The following is a 17596-nucleotide window of genomic DNA, read 5'->3' on the forward strand; positions in this document are numbered from 1 at the left end:
CCAGCACGACGGCGGAACCTTTCGTCCCGCCGTCGTCCGCCCCTTACGAACCACCCAGGAGTCCCCATGTACACCTCCATGAAAGCCGCGCTCACCGACGAGCTGGCCGAAATCCGCACCGCCGGCCTGTTCAAGACCGAACGCCAAATCACCTCCGCCCAGTCCAGCCACGTGCAGGCAGGCCCGCTGGACGGCGCCACCGCCCCCGTGCTGAACTTCTGCGCCAACAACTACCTTGGCCTGGCCGACCACCCCGCCATCATCGACGCCGCCAAGACCGCCATGGACGAGCGCGGCTTCGGCATGGCCAGCGTCCGCTTCATCTGCGGCACCCAGGACCTGCACCTGCAGCTGGAATCCGCCGTCTCGGCATTCCTGGGCACCGAGGACACCATCCTCTTCTCCTCCTGCTTCGACGCCAACGGCGGTGTGTTCGAGTCCCTGTTCGGGGCGCAGGACGCCATCATCTCCGACTCCCTGAACCACGCCTCCATCATTGACGGCATCCGCCTGTCCAAGGCCGCGCGCTTCCGCTACGCCAACCAGGACATGGCAGACCTGGAAGTCCAGCTCCAGGCAGCTGCCGCCATGAACGACGGCGCCGGCGCCCGCCGCACCATCATCGTCACCGACGGTGTCTTCTCCATGGACGGCTTCCTGGCACCCCTGGAGGCCATCTGCGATTTGGCCGACAAGTACGACGCCCTGGTCATGGTTGACGACTCCCACGCCGTGGGCTTCATGGGCGCCACCGGTGCCGGAACGCCCGAGCACGCAGGCGTCTCCGACCGCGTGGACATCTACACCGGCACCTTCGGCAAGGCCCTGGGCGGGGCATCCGGCGGCTACGTTGCAGGCCGCGGCGAGATCGTCGCCATGCTGCGCCAAAAGGCACGCCCCTACCTGTTCTCCAACTCCCTGGCCCCCGCCATCGTTGCCGCCACCTTGAAGGCCCTGGAGCTCGTGGCAGGCTCCGGCGAGCTGCGCACCAAGCTGTTTGAGAACGCCAACTTGTTCCGCAGCCGCATGACCGAGGAAGGCTTCGAGCTGCTCCCCGGCGAGCACGCAATCGTCCCCGTCATGTTTGGCAACGCCGTTGAGGCCGCCCGCGTGGCCAACGCCATGCTGGATCACGGCGTGTTCGTCACGGCGTTCAGCTTCCCCGTGGTCCCGCGCGGCGCCGCCCGCATCCGCGTGCAGCTCTCGGCAGCCCACAGCGCCGACGACGTCGAGGCCTGCGTCCGCGCGTTCGTCGCCGCCCGCGGCTAGAGGGCCGGCAAATACCTGAACTTGTGCGCACATCCCGGGTCCGGGGTGTGCGCACAAGTGTTTATGCACACCGCCAGCTGCGGGCCATGCGCATATCTGCAGCTCCCGCGGGGTACACGCCCGGCGTGGCAGGATAAAACCATGACTTTTGCCTGGGACATCCGTGCACGCGTGCAATTCGAGGGCGACGCCCATGTCCAGGAGGACAGCTGCGGCTTCAACGGCCCCAACGCCTGGATCATCGACGGCGCCACCACGCTGCTTGAGCCCCTGGACCTGCCCGCCGCGTCCAACCCGCAGTGGCTGGCGCAGAAACTAACTCAGGCGCTGGGTGCAGCCACCGAGTCCGGCGTCGGCGCCGTGCTGGCGGATGCACTTGCTGCCGTCGATGCGGCCGCTTCACCGCTGGTGGGGGATGAGCGCGTGCGCTTCCCGAGCGCCGCCATCACCGTGGCGCAGCTGAACGCCGACGGCGTGGAAATCGCCAGCCTTGCCGACTGCACAATGGTGGTCCGCACGCACGACGGCGCCACCCACCTGGTCCGCGCCGAGCTGGCGGACGCGGGCATCACCGCCGTTGAGCCCGCCGAACGGCTGGCGCAGCTCAAGCGAGACCGCGAAATGCGCAACACTCCCGGCCGGCTCTGGGTGGCACGGCGCGAAGCCGAAGCGGCGGACCACGCCCATGTGGTCCAGCTGGGACGGCCCGAGCTCATGGTCATGGCCACCGACGGGGCGTGGCGCGCCGTGGACCTGGGGATCGTCAGCGGCCCCGAGGAATTCCTGGCCCGCACGGCGACCACCGTCGACGCACTGGGCCTGCTGCACGAGCTGCGCGTGCGCCAGGGCGAAATCGACGAGGTGGCCGACGACGCCACGATCCTCACGCTCGCTCCGCGGACCGGTGATTGACCTTGTCGAAATCCAACCACCGCATCGGCTGGGCCCAGCTGCCACCCCACGTCCGCGCCGGGGTTGAGGACATCCTGGGCGACACCGTCGTGTCAGCCGTGTCCCAGCCCGGCGGGTTCTCGCCCGGATCTGCCGACCGCGTGGTCTTGGCCTCGGGCCGCCGCGCCTTCGTCAAGGCCGTGAGCGCGGACGTCAACGCCACCTCGGCCACCCTGCACCGGCGCGAGGCAGGCATTTCCGCAGCCCTCCCGCCGGATACCCCGGCCCCCGCCTTCCTCGGCACGTACGACGACGGCACCTGGGTTGCGCTGGCACTGGCCGACGTCGCGGGCCGGCACCCGCAGGAACCCTGGGCCGAAAACGAGCTGCGCTGCGTTCTGGACACGCTGGCGCAGGTGGCGCAGCGTCCCGTGCCGGAGGGGCTCGGACTGCCGCGCAACGAGGACGAACTTAGCGGGGAGTTTCTGGGCTGGGACAAGCTGGCGGAGCAGCCCATGGACGGCATAGACCCCTGGGCTGCAGCCCACCTGGGCGAGCTGGCGGAACTGGCCCGCGCGGGCCTGGGATCGCTCGCCGGCAACTCGCTGGTCCACGGCGACCTGCGTGCCGACAACATCCTGCTGGCCGGGGGAGCCGCCATCCTGCTTGACTGGCCATGGGCCACCGTGGGCTCTTCGTGGTTTGATGCGCTGGGAGTGCTGATCAACGCCAAGACGCTGGCGCCGGAATCCGACATTGAACACTGGATTGAAACGCATCCGGCGTTCCGCGGGGCCACCCCGGAAGCCATCAACGGGGTCCTGGCCGGATTCATCGGCTACTTCCTGGACATGTCCCGCATGCCTGCGCCCGCCGGCATCCCCACCCTGCGCGCCTTCCAAAGGAAGCAGGGGGATGCGGTCCTCGGCTGGCTGGCGCAGCGGCTGTCCTGACGCCTGACTCTTTCTGCTCGTAACGAAGCATCTTTTTTCACCGAGGTGCATAGGCTGGATCGAATGGGCACCATGGGGGAATTCTTTTCAAGAACACGGCAGTCGGCACGCGCGCGGTGGCAGCTTTTGCAGCTGCTGAAGCTGGACGGCCGGCGCAGCATGGCCCTGGCCCTGCTCAGCGCGGTCACGGCAGTGGTGCCGGGTGCCACCGCCCTCGCCACCGGATGGCTGGCCGCCACCTTGGCCGTGCCGGGCGGCCTGACCCTGGCGGCAGCCGCCGGCCCGCTCAGCGCCCTGGCCGTACTGCTCATTGCGCAGGAAGTTGCGCAGTCCCTGAGATTTTCCCTGGCCGCCACCATCTCGGCCATCATCGATGCGGACATCCGCTCCCGGGTGCGGCTGAAGTTCCAGGCATCCGAACTCTCCACGATTGAATCTGCGGCCTTTGGCGACGATGCCTCGCGTGCCTCAGAACTGGCCAACCTGAACGGCTTCATCCGCTCCGCCGGGCAGGCGGCCACCCAGCAGCTGGTCTTCATCTTCCGCATCGCGGCCATCGTCAGCAGCGCCGCAGTGGTGGCCCACTTCTCCTGGTGGCTGGCGGCCGGGCTGGTCGCGGCCGGGCTCATCACGAGGGTCTTTGCGCTGCGCGCGTTTCTGCAAAACTCCACGGTCCGGGACACACGCGAAATGCACCGGCGCCGGGCCGCCTACTGGACCGAGCTGGGCACCGACCCGGGGGCCGGCAAGGAGGTGCGGATGTTCGGGCTCGGTGACTGGGTTGCGGGGCGCCGCCGTGCCGAGATGGGGGAGTACCTCGGTGAGGTGACAGCGGCCAGGGAGGCCATGTTCAAGGCGAACTGGATCCTTGCCGTTCCCCGGATGGCGGCCGCTGCGGCCGCACTCGCGCTGCCCGGCCTGGCCGTGGCCAACGGCGAGGCCGGCATCTCCGTGCTGGTCCAGACCTCCGTGGCAGGCCTGGCCGTGCTGGCCAACAGCCACCTAGGCTCCGAGGCCATTCAGATCTCCTTCGGCATGCGGGCGCTGGAGGCCATGAACCGGCTCACCGACTCCTTCGGCCCCAGCGTGGCGTCTGCTGGCACCGGGGCGGTTCCGGCAGGGACCCGCAACGATGTTGACGTGCGGGGCATTTCCTACACCTACCCGCAGGGCCCCCGGCCCGTGCTGGCCGACTTTTCCCTATCCATCCCACACCACCAGGTTCTCGCCATCGTGGGCCGCAACGGCATCGGCAAGACCACGCTCATCAAGCTGCTCACGGGACTCTACCGGCCGGACGGGGGAACGATTGTTGCCGGAGGGCTCCGCGTGGACGGCCCGGGACGCACGCAATGGCAGCGGCGGTGCGCCGTGGTCTTCCAGGACTTCAACCGCTACCCGTTGTCTCTGGCGGACAACGTTGCCATGGAGGCGCCGGAACACCGCACCGACATTGAGGGAATCAGGATGGCGCTGGAACAAGCCGGTGCCGCGCCGATCCTGCACACCCTGCCCGAAGGCCTGGACACCCTGCTGAGCCGCCAACGCTCCGGCGGGACGGACCTGTCCGGCGGACAGTGGCAAAAGATTGCCCTGGCCCGCGCCCTGTTCGCCGTGGCCCATGGACGGGACTTCCTGGTCCTGGACGAGCCCACGGCGCAACTGGACGTCCAGGCAGAGGCCGACTTCTTCCAAAACCTGGTCGACGCCGTGCGCGGCAAAGCCACAGTGGTGCTGATTTCACACCGCCTCTCCACCGTCCGCCCGGCCGACAGGATAGTGGTCCTGGACAGGGAAGGGGTGGCAGAGGACGGAACGCACCAGGAACTGATGGAACGCGGCGGCAACTACGCCTCCGCGTTCGCCCTCCAGGCCCACCGGTTCACGGCAGGCACCCCGTCCGACGCCGAAGACGCAGAACAGGAGTCCGCACGTGGCTGAGCAAACCCTCAAGGAAAACAAGGTGCGGACCAGGGGCGTCACCCGCCACATCATGGGCCTGGGCTGGCGCGTGGACAGGAAGTCCACGGTGGCGATCCTGGTCCTCATTGCCGTGGGCGCGTCCCTGAACAGCCTGGGCGCCATCGCGCAGCGCTGGATTGTGGACGCGGCAGGCGCCCAGCTGGTGGCCGGTGTGGTCATGGCGGCCCTGCTGGGCGGTGCCGTGGTGGGCATTGGCGGTGCGGCTGACTGGATCCAGCGCTACCGCCAGGGCCACCTGATTGACCTCATCGAGGTCAGTGTCAACGACGAAATCCTGGCCACCGCCGGGAGCATTCCCACCCTGGCCCACCTTGAGCGCTCGGATTTCCTGGACAAGGTGTCCCTGCTGCGAAGTTCCGTGCGCGACCTCAGCAGCGGCGGCTGGGCCATGGCCGCAGGGGCCGGGGCACTGGTCAGCGTGGGCTTTTCCGTTGTGCTGCTCATGCAGGTCCATCCGCTGCTGGGCCTGCTTGCCCCCGTGTCCCTGGTTCCCTTGTGGGCGGCCAACCGGGCCACAGCGTACGAAGCTGGTGCGAGGCGCGAAACAGCCGAACTGGAACGCCACGAGGCAGCCCTCCACAAGCTCCTTTTGGACCCGGCAGCGGCCAAGGAAATCCAGCTCTCCGGTTCCGCCGGCGAACTCGATGCCCAGGCCCGCCAGGCCTCGGACCAGGTCATCGCGGTCCGGGCCCGGGCCAGGACCCGTGCCATGGGGTTGAACCTGCTCTCGTGGTCGGCTTTTGCCGCCGCCTACATCGCGGCCCTGGTGCTGCTGGCGCAACTCGTGGCCGGCGGCAGGGCCGGCGTTGGCGACGTCATGCTGGTCATCACCCTCGCCTCCACGCTGCGGTTCCAGGTCCGCCAGATCGTGGAGGAGTACACCCGCATTGCCGATGCCAGGCTGGCCACCGAGCACTACCTGTGGCTCATGGACTATGCCGACAGGCAGCGCCACACAGGCACGGTGCCCGTTCCGGAGACGCTTGGCAGCGGCATCAAGCTGACGGACCTGAGTTTCAGCTACCCCGGAACCGACGTGGAGGTCCTCTCCGGCATCAACCTGGACTTCCCCGCTGGTTCCACCGTGGCCCTGGTGGGCATCAACGGGGCTGGCAAGACCACGCTCGTGAAGCTCCTGACGGGGATGTACACCCCGGACCGCGGCAGCATCACCGTTGACGGCACCGAGCTGGCAGGGCTGCACCTGGAGGGCTGGAGGCAGCGCACCGCCGGCGCGTTCCAGGACTTCGTCAATTTCCAGCTGAAGGTGGGCACGGCCATCGGTGTGGGGGACCTGCCCCGGAGCGCCGATGCGGGCGCCATTGCCGCTGCGGCCCAGGCGTCGGGTGCGGACGCCGTCATCGGCACGCTTGCCAACGGGCCGGCCACGCAGCTGGGGCTGCACTACGGCGGCGTGCAGCTGTCCGCCGGCCAGGCCCAGAAGGTGGCACTGGCCAGGGGGCTCATGCGGCAGGCGCCGCTGCTGCGCGTTCTCGACGAGCCGACCGCAGCCATGGACCCGCAGTCCGAGGACGAGCTGTACCGGCGGTTCGTGGACCAGGCCACGGGGGCAAACGGCATGGTCACTGTCCTGGTATCGCACCGCTTCTCAACGGTGCGGATGGCAGATGAAATTGTGGTGATCTCCAAGGGCCGGGTGGCCGAACGGGGAAACCACCAGGCGCTCATGGACAACGGGGCGGAGTACGCCCGGCTCTACCAGGCCCAGGCCGGCGGATACAGCTAGTCCCCACGCCCTCCCACAAATCGCTGGCGCGATTTCCGGGTCCCGCAGGCGCGTGGCCCCATCCTGGCGGTTCCTAGCCCGTTGCCAGCTTGAACGCGGCCTCCGGGCGGTGCACGCCGCGCGGCCTGTAGCCCAGGGCCTCGGACTCACCCAGCAAATCCGCCAGATACCAGATGATGGCCAGCCACATCTCCGTGCCCTGGAGGCCCGGAAGCGATTCGGCCGTCCCATCGGCTGCAAAGCTGAACGGCATGCCTTCGCCCGGCACCCAATGCCCCAGCGCGGCATCCAGTTGTTCCCTGGCCCACGCCAGCACCTCCTGCCGCCTGTGGCCGGTCTGCTGGCCGGCCAGCCACAGCGGGTGAGCCACGTCCAGGACATTGCACGCATTCTGCCGCCCGGGGGCAAAATGGCGCGGATCGCCCGAATGCCCCAGCACGGTGTCCACAAGTTTCCCAGGGTAGGGAATGGGCAGCCCGAACTGGGCAAAGGTTCCGCGCGTCAGCCTGTAGAAGCCGTTGACAGTCTGCAACAGGGATCCTTCTGCCGGGTCTCCCCACGCACCGGTAGAGGGACTGGCATTGCCCAGCAGCCAACCAAAAAGGGCGTTCGCCGGGCTCCGGTCCCCGGTGCCCCGCGCAAGGTTCCAGTGGCTGGCCGTGCCCCAGGCGTCGATCCAGGCCCCGGCGCCCCAGGCGTTTTTCTGCCACGGCAGTTTTGCCAAGGCATCCACGAGGCCGGGGGCATCCATCTGTGCCACCGCGTGGATGGGGTGGGCAAACCGGCTGCCCAGCAGGTCAAGAGCGTAGCCCACGGACAGGACATGGTACGTGGCGGCGCCGGTGCCAAAGGCGAGGGGGCCGGCGTCGGGCGTGCCATCTGCACAGTACTCGGGAACCAGGCCCGTGACGGGATCCTGCAGGGACTGCAGCCGGGCCACATGGCCGGCGTGGGTGAGCTGGGCCGGTGCTGTGCCCAGCAGCAGTTCCGCAAGTTCGACGGCGTCGCAGTGCGCCCGGACCGTGGGCGCGGCACCGGGCGAATCGGCATACAAGCCGCCGTTGCGGGCGGGATCCCAACAGCGGGCAATCAGGGCGGGGGCATCCTGGCGGACCATGGCGCCGAAGTCCGCCAGCCTCGCCGCCAGTGGGGCTGGCTTGGCGGCTCCAACCTCCCGCCTGTCACGCAGGTGCCGGGCCGGGTTGCCGCCAACAATTGACCAGTCCGCCACGTCCCGGGTCACGATGGCGCCCGCGGCGAGCACGGCGTGGGAACCGACGGTGACGCCGTCCAGGACCGTGACATTGGAGCCGATCCAGACGTCGTCGCCAATCGTGATGCCCTTGACGGTGAGTTTCTGCCTATAGACCGGCTCATCCGGGTGCATGGAGTGGTTGAAGGCAATGATGGAGGTGTGCGCGCCAATCCGCACCGCATCACCAATGCGCACCTTGCCGCGGATCACTGTGAAGGGGTTGACTGTGGTGTTGGCGCCAAGATGCACATGGTCGGTGATGTAGGCGTGGGCGGCAACGTAGGAGTTGTCGCCGATGTGGAATTCCACGGGGTCGATGTTGGCGTGTGGGGAGAGGAAAACCTGCTCGCCAATGGAGACGCCGGGGGTTTCCTTCAGCTCGCCCTGGTGCTGCAACTGGCGACGCTGTTCCTCCTCCGAGGCCGAGGGCCAGAACAGCCAGGGAGAGTAGTCGAACTTCAAGGGCGAGGAATAGCTCATGCGGGCGCCACCGTCCTGAAGCCCAGGTTGCCGCTGGCCGACTCCGGAGAGTTGGAGCTGCGCGCGGCCAGCCGGTAGCGGTTGCAATAGGAGTCGTGGCACAGGTAGGAGCCGCCGCGCATGACCCGTCCGCGGCCAATCGTGGGACCGGCCGGGTCCTCCACGGTGCCCTGGGCCAGGCAGCCCTTGTAGTACTTGGGCAGGAACCAGTCGGCGCACCACTCCCACACATTGCCGCTGGTCTGGAACAGGCCATAGCCGTTGGGCTCGAAGCTGTCCACCGGTGCGGTGGTGAGGAAGCCGTCGTCGAGCGTGTTTTGCGTGGGGAAGGTGCCCTGCCAAATGTTGCAGCGGTGCAGCTGCGCGCCGTCGTCCGCCGTGCCATGGAGTTCATTGCCCCAGGGGTAGCGGGCCTGGGCCATGCCTCCGCGGGCCGCATACTCCCACTGCGCCTCCGTGGGCAGGGCACGCCCGGCCCAGGCACAGTAGGCCAGGGCATCCGTGTGCGAGACCTGGGTGACGGGGTGGTCCGGGATGTCCTGCCATGACGATTGCGGCCCGGCCGGGTGGGCCCAGTCAGCTCCGCGGACATTCAACCACCAGGGTGTGCCGGCGGCCGTGCCCAGGATGTCCGCCGCGTCGGCCTGCACGGCCAGGTGGAACACCGCCGAGGTGCCGTACAGTTCCGACTCCGTCCGGTAGCCGGTGGCGTCAACAAATGCGGCAAAGGCGGCATTGCTGACGGCAGTGGTGTCGATGCTGAAGCCAGAGATCCGCACCTCGTGGACGGGCCCCTCGCCGTCCGCCGGGTAGCCCTCATCGAAGGGGTCGCCCATGGCAAAGGTGCCGCCGGGGATGGCCACTTCCAGGTGGCCGTGGCCGGATGCCCGGGAGGGCTTGGCCGGCACGCTGGGAGAGAAGAGCTGGGCACCGGCGGGCGCGTGGTCCCCGTGGCCGGCGCGGCCGCCGGGACTGCAACAACTGGACACGGGTTCTCCTTGCAAGCAGGCATCTGGGATTCCCACCAGTCTAGGCTTCCGGCGCGGCGAAACCGCCCCGGTTGGCGCGTGGCGGCGCAAGTGTGCCACCATGGCGCCATGGATGCACAGGTACTGGTCATTGGCGGAGGAATTGCCGGGCTCTCGCTCGCATGGGCGCTGGCGCCCCACACGCGGGTTGTTGTGGCGGAGGCCGAGGAAACCCTGGCCCACCACACCTCCTCCCGTTCGGCCCGGCAGATGCAGCCCAGCTACGGCCCGGCAGCCATCCAGGAACTGACGCACCGCAGCATCGCCATGGTGCGGGACATCTCCGGCGCGCTCGCAGCCCCCATCCTGGCACCCCGGCCACTGTTGACCCTGGGCACTGCCGCCGAGGTGGCCCGGCTGTTGGCCACCCACAGTCAGCTGCAGCGCGTTGACCACGCAGAAACGCTGCGGCTGAGCCCCGACGTCCGCCCTGACATCTTCCAGGAGGCAGCCCTGGACGGCACCGCCATGGAGGTGGACGTCCCCTCCCTCATTGAGTTCTACCGCAGCCGGGCAGTGGCCGCGGGGGCCGTGGTCCTCACGGGTGCGCCCGTGGCCTCGGCCACCGCAACGGACGGCGGCTTTGAGGTGGTGGCGGGGGAGCATGTGATCACCGCGGCCACCGTGGTCAACGCGGCCGGTGCTTGGGCCGATGCCGTGGCTGCCATGTTCGGGGTGCGCCCGCGCGGGCTGGTGCCCCACCGGCGCAGCGTGGCAATCGTGTCCACTCGGGAGCCCGTCAACCCGTCCGGGCCCATGGTGGAACCGGCCGACGAGTCCTATTACTACCGCCCCGACGGGGAGCACCTGCTCATCTCGCCGTGCGAATCGGTCCCCGCCGAGGCAGGCGACGCGCAGGTGGTTCAGGCGGACATCGCCCAACTCATCCACCGCATTGACGCCGTGACCACCCTGGGGATTTCCGGCGTCGTGCGCTCCTGGACGGGGCTGCGCACCCACCCCGCCGACGGCCTGCCCGTGGTGGGGTTCGACGCCGGTGTGCCCGGCTTCTTCTGGCTGGCCGGACAGGGCGGCTACGGAATCCAGACCTCCGCGGCCCTGGCCACGCTCGCAGCGCGGCTCATCACGGGGCAGCTGCCGGGCGAAGATGCAGAGCTGGCCGCGGCCCTGAGCCCGCAGCGGCCAGGGCTTTAACGCAGCGGGCCTAGCTCGTGGCGCCCGAAGCCATGACGCCCACGCCCAGCACGGCCAGGATGCCGCTGCTGATGCGCTCAATGAGTGAATTGACCTTGGGCTTGCGCAGCCACTTCATGGCCCGGTAGGCAATGAAGGCAATGGCTGTCAGGTACAGGAAGCCGATCACGGCCAGGGTCAGGCCCAGGACCATCGCCATGGCGAGCGTGTTGGCACCCTGGGGGATGAACTGGGGGACCACGGCCAGGTAGAACAGCCCCACCTTGGGGTTCAGCAGCGTGGACAGCAGGCCCGCGCCAAATCCGGCACGCTTGCTGTAGACCAGCGGCTGGGTTCCCTCGCCGTCGGCGGCAATGCCTTCCTTGGCCGCCTTGCGGGCCTTCAGGAACGAGGAGACACCCAGGTACAACAGGTACAGGCCGCCGGCAATCTTGATCCAGCGGAACACCTCGGCAGACTGCTCCAGGATGGCTGCAAGGCCCAGGCCCACCAGTGCCGCCCACACCAGCGCGCCCACGCCAGAGCCGGCCGCGGCGGCAATGCCGGCACCCACGCGGTTGAGGGAAATCCGCAGCACCATGAAGGTGTCCGGGCCCGGGATAAGGGCGAGCATGAGGCACAGGCCGGCAAAGGCCACAAGGGAAACAAGGGTCATGGGTACATTGTCCGGTGCGGTGCCACCTGCCCGCAAGCCGCTCTGGGCGCCACCGTCTGACATGCCAGACGCCCAAGCCGGCCCGGGACGCCCGTGGTGTGCGGCGCCGTCGTAGGCTGTGGGCATGAGTGAACTGATCAGCAACATTGGCGAATTGATGACCCAGGACGGTGAACACGGCACCCTGAAGGATGCGGCCGTGGTGCTGGAGGGGGAGCGGATCGCCTGGATCGGGCCCGCCGCCAACGCGCCGGCCGCCGACACCGCCACTGATGCGCAGGGCCGCGCCGTGCTGCCGGGGTGGGTGGATTCACACACGCACCTGGTGTTTGCCGGCGACCGGACGGCGGAATTTGAGGCGCGCATGGCCGGGCAGAGCTACAGCGCCGGCGGCATCGCGGTCACCATGGACGCCACCCGCGCGGCAGGGGACTACGAGCTCACCCGGCTGGGGCTGGGCCGTGTGGCCGAGGCAGTTTCGCAGGGCACCACCTACCTGGAGACGAAAACCGGCTACGGGCTGGACGTGGACAATGAGGCCCGCAGCGCCCGCATCGCCTCCACCGTGGCCGACGAGGTCACCTATCTCGGCGCGCACCTGGTGCCGGCCGGCATGGACGCCGACGAGTACACGGAGCTGGTCTGCACCGAGATGCTTGCCGCCGTGCGCCCCTACGCCAAGTGGGCCGACGTTTTCTGCGAGCGAGGTGCCTTCACCCCGGAGCAGTCCCGCCGCGTGCTGGAGGCCTGCCGCGACGCCGGGCTGGGCCTGCGCGTGCACGGCAACCAGTTGGGCCCGGGGGCGGGCGTGGCACTGGCCGTGGAACTTGGCGCGGCGAGCGTGGACCACGTGAACTTCCTGACGGACGACGACGTGGCACTCCTTGCGCAGTCATGGTCCGGTTGGGATGCGGGGGCCAATGCGGGGCGCGGGGCGGGTGTGCGCGGGACCGTCGCCACAGTGCTGCCGGCCTGTGACCTGTCCACCAGGGCGCCGCTGGCACCCGCGCGGCAACTGCTCGACGCCGGCGTGCAGCTGGCCATGGCGTCCAACGCCAACCCGGGAACGTCGTACACCTCCTCCATGGCATTCTGTGTGACCACTGCCGTGCTGCAGATGGGCCTGAGCGTGCGCGAGGCCGTGCGGGCCGCCACCTACGGCGGGGCGCTGGCCCTGGGCCGTGAGTCCGGGGTTGATGCCGACGGGCAGCGGGCCGTGGGCACGATTGCCGTGGGCCACCGCGCCGACCTCCACATGCTCAAGGCACCCTCGGCCACTCATTTGGCCTACCGGCCCGGGATCCCGCTGACGGCAGCCGTGTGGCGGGCAGGCGTGCGCGAGGTCTAGTCCTTAAACAACCAACCCGCAGTAGTGGCTGAGAAAGTCGCGATTTTCGCTTGTTTCTCGGCCACTACTGCGGGTTGGTTGTGCTGTCAGGCGTCCTGCCGGGCTACGGTGTGCAGGCCGTGTCCGCCGGGCGGGTGGCGGGGGCGAAACCGGTGGCTGCCGTCCCGCCAGTGCCATAGACGCGCATCTCGGCGGCCGCGGCGAACTGCAGCCCATTGATGGCGTTGTTGGCCTGGAACTTCACAAACTTGGCCGCAACGGCCGGGAACGTGATGTTTTGCATGGCCGTGGTGTCCGCCAGGTTTCCGGTGGCCGCCTGGGTCCAGGTGGTGCCGTCCATGGAGGTGAAGACGGTGTAGCCCTTCACCTTGCCGTTCTGGCCGCCGGACTGGCGCCCCTGGTAGCCAAAGCCGCTGACCGTGTAGGCGCCGTTGAGGTTCAGCTGCACCCAGTGGGGGTAGTTGGTGATGGTGGGGTCGTACTGGGTGTGCCAGATGCTGCCCAGGTCCCCGTCCAGCACATTGGCCACGGGTCCCTCACCGGGGCCGGAGTCCAGGTTCTGCGAGTCCGCGCTGGCCGTCATGGCCGAGGTCGGGACCATGGCCGCGGTGGCCACGTGCAGATTTGAATCCGAATCCACGCTCTTGGTGGCGCACTCGTTGAAGTAGACGGCCGCGGGGTGGATCACTGCCGTGGTGCCGGCGGCCCCGGCCGGCGCGGTGATGAGCCAGGTGGTGGTGGCCGTGGCACCAGGCTTGAGCGTGCCCACCAGGTTGCCGTCCTTGGTGGCGACCTGGGCCGACCAGCCGGCGGGCAGGGTGCCCAGCGACATGGCCACATTCGTGGCGTCAGTGCTCTCATTGTTCGTGAACGTGGTCACGTAGCTGTTGCTGGTGCCCGGGTTCAGGTCCGCGTTGGCGGGCCCTGCCACGGAGGCGCAGGAGGCCCCTCCGGTGACGGCACCGAGATCGGTCACCGTGAAGTCGTCGATCACGAAGTCGGCCCCGTTGGCGGAGCCGGTCTTGCGCAGGCCCACCCAGTTGTCGCCGCAGCCGGCCGTGAAGGTCCGCGAGTAACTTGCGGTGTCCAGCGCCGGCGCCATGGCTTCGGCCTTGAGGTCCTTCGAGGCCAGCTTTCCGCCGACCACGGTGTCCGCGCCTGTGACCCACTGCCACTGGCCGGCCACGTTGGTCTGGTACTTGAAGGACACCGTGTAGGAGTGGCCCGCCGTGAAGGGAACCGTTGCCGGAACTGTCCTGTACACCAGTCCCGTGTTTTCCTCATGCGACTTTAGGGAGGAGTCCCCGTTGAGGACGTCATCCACTGCCTGGCCGTTGAGGGTGCCGGAGTTGTAGGGGCTGTAGGTGTTCTTCCATTCCTTTTGGGAGTAGGGGGCGTGCAGGATGCTGACGCTGGTGCGGGGGTCGGTGGATCCGCCGGCGTCGCCCTTCATGAAAGGACCCCAGCCGGGCTGGTTGCCCTCGAAGTTGGCACTGGCCACGAGCTTTCCGGGGCTGTTCGCCGCAACTGCCACCGGCGTCGTGGTGTCTTCCATGATGCGTACATCATCCAGTGTCACCGCGGCGTCGCCGGCCACTGCGCTGATGGACACGTCCACTTTTTGGTTGACTGGGGCGGTGAACTGCACCGATGCCCGCTGTGAGTAGCTGCCCTGCTTGGCATCGGCGGCCACCTGGTTCTTCGCCGGGGTGATGTCGAAGGTGTTGGACGCACTCAGGTCCTTGCCTGTGACGCTGAGTGTGACGGCCCGGCGGCTGCCGGCGGCGATCTCGACGTTGGCGCTGAGCGTGTACGTCTTGCCCTTGTCGAGCTTCTTGACGTTCTGGGAGATGGACGACGCCGAGGTCCCCAGGACAGCCACGTTGTCACCAATGGCGGTGCGTGCCACGGCGGCGCCGCCTGTGGCGTTCCAGGCGTCCAGGTTGCCGGCGTTGAAGCCGGGATCCACCAGCGGGGAGCCGTCGCCGTAGTTGGCGTTCTTGTTCACGGGCTGGTTGCCGTTGGGTGCCAGCACGTAGGCCACTGCCTTGTCCCCGGTCAGCGTGACGGTGCCGTTGTTGTTGATGACATCGGCGACCTTGGTGCGCCCCTGGTCGGTGAGCTTGTACAGCGTGAAGTTGCGCTTGCCCGCAAACTGGCTGGTCAGCGTGAAGGTGGTGGTGCCGCCGGCCGCCGAGTAGAAGTACATCTTGTTGGCGTCGGTGGGGGAGGTGGTCTTGGAGTTGTTGGCCGCATCCTGCCAGGGCAGCAGGTAAGTGCCGCCGTCCAGGACAACGGCGTTGCCCATGGTGATCTGGCGTTGGCCGTTGACCATGTTGATGGCCACCCCGTCCGTCAGTGTTGCTGACTTGCCAATGTCCCAGTTGGTGACTTCAAAGTGCTGGATGAACTTGGTGGGCAGGTTGTTGACCCAGATGTTGTTGTAGAACGCATTGAAGTCGTCCTGGCCCGTCCATCCTTCGAAGTCCTTGAGCTGGGCGCCGCCCAGGAGGGGATCGGTGTTCCAGACATCACGCTGGGTGTTGGCGATGAACCTGGCAATGTTGGAGTTGATGCCCTTGTTCGTGGCGCCTCCGTAGTTCTTGTCATTGGCCCAGTGCGACCAGATGGAGTTGCCCTCGAACTTGTAGGCCCACTCGCTGGCCACCTCGAAGCCCATGGCGCGCAGCCCGGTGGCGAGCTGGTCGGCCAGCCATCCGCTGGAGTAGTAGGCGTCAATGTAGACAGTCTTGATGCCGGGGGCTTCCTTGCGGAGCTCGGCGAAGCGGTCCAGGATGGCCCCGGTGCCCAGGTCCTTGCGTTGGTCGATGTGGTAGGACTGGTTCAGCCAGTCCCAGCCGTTGACCTGCCCGGAGATCATGCCTTCGCTGAAGCTCTTGGCCTGCGGGTAGGCCTCGGTCACGTTGACGTGGACCGCCACATCGGCGTTGTAGTCTGCGCCCTTGGCGGCCAGGGTATTGAGGTCCGCCAGGCCGCCGGCCCGGGTGTTGTAGTCCCCGCCGTAGTCCGGGTGGCCGGAGTCGTGGCCCTCATTCGCGTAGCCCTTTTCCAGGACCCACTGGCCAAGATCGTCCGTGGACTGGGAAATCCGCTTGACGTTGTCAAGGGTCTTCAGGAACGGGTTGGTGGCCTCGGAGGCGAAGTTGAACGGGATGTGCTGGACCACTCGCTCCGGGACCCTGTTGGCGCCCAGGGGCTCGGTCATGGCTGTCCGGTACGCCATGGCGCCGTCCTCCCAGGTGACCTTGCCGTCTGCGTTGGCGTCGGCGGAAAGGACCACTGTGGTCTTGGGCAGCGTGTAGAACTGCACGCGGGGATCGGTGGCACCCTTGGCTGCGTAAGTGTAGTTGCCCACTGACAGTTCGGCGCGCTTGGCGCCGTTGCCAGCGTCGAGGATCCGGGACTGCAGGCGCGTGTTCCAGTTGGTGTTGGAATCCTGGGCGGAGTCGTCCGTGGCATTCGTCATGAGCCCGGCGGAGAGCTGGGAGTTGCTGACAAAACCGTAGGGGGTGCCGACGTCGGCCGGGTCAAGCTTGGTGCTGCCGGTGACGGAGGTGAACTGGTCGGCAGTGGTGGTGGAGTCGGTGGAAATCTTGGTCCGGGCAAGCTGTGCCGCGGCATCGCTGGAATCGACAGACACCAGGGACTGGTTGGGGATTGCCAACTGGTCAAGTGTCGTGGCGGCGCTTCCAGAAATCTTGGTGACCGCGAACTCCACCGTGTTGGCGGCGGTTGCCGTGATGGCCGATTCGATGGTCAGGTTCGGGAAATCGGCAAACGTGGACGTGTAGTTGGCCGTTGCGCCAGCGGAGGTCATGGTGGTGGTTGCCGCGTAGTTCTTGCCGTTGAGGGTGAAGTTCACCAGCTTGTCGGCCTGGCCTGCCAGGGCCTTGCCGCCGAGCGTGTAGGAGATGACCTGCGGGAATTCCTTGCCCACCGCAACGGAGAGGCCCTTGCCGTTGGTGATGGTGATGGGCGTTGCCGGATCGGCCGGGGGCGCTGGCGGAACGGGCGCGGGGGTCGTGTCACCGGTGGCTCGCACGCGCAGTTCCGAGGCGGAGACGTTGTTGCTGCCGTTGACGGTGCTGTCGGCCTCGAATTTCACGTAGCGGGCCTTGACCGGGTTGTCGAAGAGGATGGTCTGGACCTGGGTGTTTGAGGCAGGCTGGGCCAAGCTGCCCGCCGCGACGGGTGCACCCCAGTCGCCGGCCGGGTTGCTTGCCACGGTGCGGTCGTCGGTGACGAAGACCTTGAAGTTTTTGACGGGGCCGTTGGCCTGGTTCTTGACCGAGTAGTCCAGTCCCGTGAGGGTGAAGGACCCGCCAGCGTCCCAGGAGATCCAGTGCGGCAGGGGATCGGCCACGCCGACGCCGTCCACCACCTTGTAGGCGACTGTCCATTGCGAGGCGTAGTCGTTGTCGAAGGCCCCGGCAGCCGTGCCGTCCAGGGCGGGCGGGGCGGGGTACGCCGGCGACTGCGAGTCGGTGCCCATGAGCGTGTACTGCGACGGCGTGACGGGCGTGCCCGAGGGGTCCGGTGCAGCCTGTGCGGTGGCCCCCATGCCAACGCTGAGGCCTGCAAGGAGCGCCACTGTGGCTGCCGTTGCAATGGTTTTGTGAAAAGCCCGGCCATTGTGGGCCGGAGTTGGCCGTTGGCTGGGTGTGGTGGGTGGAATCACTTGAATGTCCTTGGGTTCAGGGGATTGGACGTGTGAATGGGGCTCAGAGCGGCCGGCGCGCAGCTTGACGCAAGCGGCGGACGGTGAGTGTGATCCATAACATTTTGAGTATCCGCCCGCGTGATTCAAATTA

Annotated in this window: 11 protein-coding genes; 7 read left to right on the forward strand and 4 right to left on the reverse strand. The window is 67.8% G+C overall.

Annotated elements, in window-relative coordinates:
• Window positions 1–66: 66 nt before the first annotated feature.
• From PCK14_RS11880 to PCK14_RS11900, 5 genes are all read left to right on the forward strand, one after another.
• A complete protein-coding gene (locus PCK14_RS11880; RefSeq protein WP_269938710.1) occupies window positions 67–1269 on the forward strand; it encodes a glycine C-acetyltransferase in 1203 nt (400 codons plus the stop codon).
• 141 nt (window positions 1270–1410) lie between these two features.
• Entirely contained in the window at window positions 1411–2181 is a 771-nt protein-coding gene (locus PCK14_RS11885) for a hypothetical protein (protein WP_269938711.1), read from the forward strand.
• Complete coding sequence (locus PCK14_RS11890; RefSeq protein ID WP_269938712.1) at window positions 2178–3113, forward strand: phosphotransferase; 936 nt, start codon at window positions 2178–2180, stop codon at window positions 3111–3113. The genes PCK14_RS11885 and PCK14_RS11890 overlap by 4 nt, the downstream gene beginning before the upstream one ends.
• A 72-nt stretch (window positions 3114–3185) precedes the next feature.
• Complete coding sequence (locus PCK14_RS11895) at window positions 3186–5054, forward strand: ABC transporter ATP-binding protein (protein WP_269938713.1); 1869 nt, start codon at window positions 3186–3188, stop codon at window positions 5052–5054.
• A complete protein-coding gene (locus PCK14_RS11900) occupies window positions 5047–6843 on the forward strand; it encodes an ATP-binding cassette domain-containing protein (protein ID WP_269938714.1) in 1797 nt (598 codons plus the stop codon). Before PCK14_RS11895 ends, PCK14_RS11900 begins: the two co-directional genes overlap by 8 nt.
• Before the next feature lie 73 nt (window positions 6844–6916).
• Here the strand turns inward: PCK14_RS11900 and PCK14_RS11905 are convergent, their stop codons facing one another.
• Window positions 6917–8578, reverse strand: a complete 1662-nt coding sequence (locus PCK14_RS11905) for an acyltransferase (protein WP_269938715.1) — start codon at window positions 8576–8578, stop codon at window positions 6917–6919.
• On the reverse strand, window positions 8575–9567 hold the full coding sequence (locus PCK14_RS11910; protein ID WP_442864711.1) for a formylglycine-generating enzyme family protein: 993 nt from the start codon (window positions 9565–9567) through the stop codon (window positions 8575–8577). The genes PCK14_RS11905 and PCK14_RS11910 overlap by 4 nt, the downstream gene beginning before the upstream one ends.
• 108 nt (window positions 9568–9675) lie before the next feature.
• Here PCK14_RS11910 and PCK14_RS11915 point away from each other — a divergent pair, with 108 nt between their 5' ends.
• Window positions 9676–10761, forward strand: a complete 1086-nt coding sequence (locus PCK14_RS11915; protein WP_269938716.1) for an NAD(P)/FAD-dependent oxidoreductase — start codon at window positions 9676–9678, stop codon at window positions 10759–10761.
• 10 nt (window positions 10762–10771) lie between these two features.
• Here PCK14_RS11915 and PCK14_RS11920 read toward each other — a convergent pair whose 3' ends face one another.
• Window positions 10772–11416: a LysE family translocator gene (locus PCK14_RS11920; protein WP_269938717.1), complete on the reverse strand. Its 645-nt coding sequence runs from the start codon at window positions 11414–11416 to the stop codon at window positions 10772–10774.
• A gap of 124 nt (window positions 11417–11540) precedes the next feature.
• Between PCK14_RS11920 and hutI the strand changes: the two genes are divergently transcribed.
• The gene (gene hutI, locus PCK14_RS11925; RefSeq protein ID WP_269938718.1) at window positions 11541–12764 is read left to right on the forward strand and encodes an imidazolonepropionase; all 1224 of its coding nucleotides are present in this window, start codon (window positions 11541–11543) and stop codon (window positions 12762–12764) included.
• A 103-nt stretch (window positions 12765–12867) separates the two neighbouring features.
• On the opposite strand, the gene PCK14_RS11930 is transcribed toward hutI, so the two are convergent.
• Window positions 12868–17376 carry an endo-alpha-N-acetylgalactosaminidase family protein gene (locus PCK14_RS11930; protein ID WP_269938719.1) on the reverse strand — a complete coding sequence of 1503 codons (4509 nt, stop codon included), beginning with the start codon at window positions 17374–17376 and terminating at the stop codon, window positions 12868–12870.
• Between the last annotated feature and the right edge of the window lie 220 nt (window positions 17377–17596).

The organism is Arthrobacter sp. HY1533 (assembly GCF_027568515.1).
Taxonomy (GTDB): Bacteria; Actinomycetota; Actinomycetes; order Actinomycetales; family Micrococcaceae; genus Specibacter.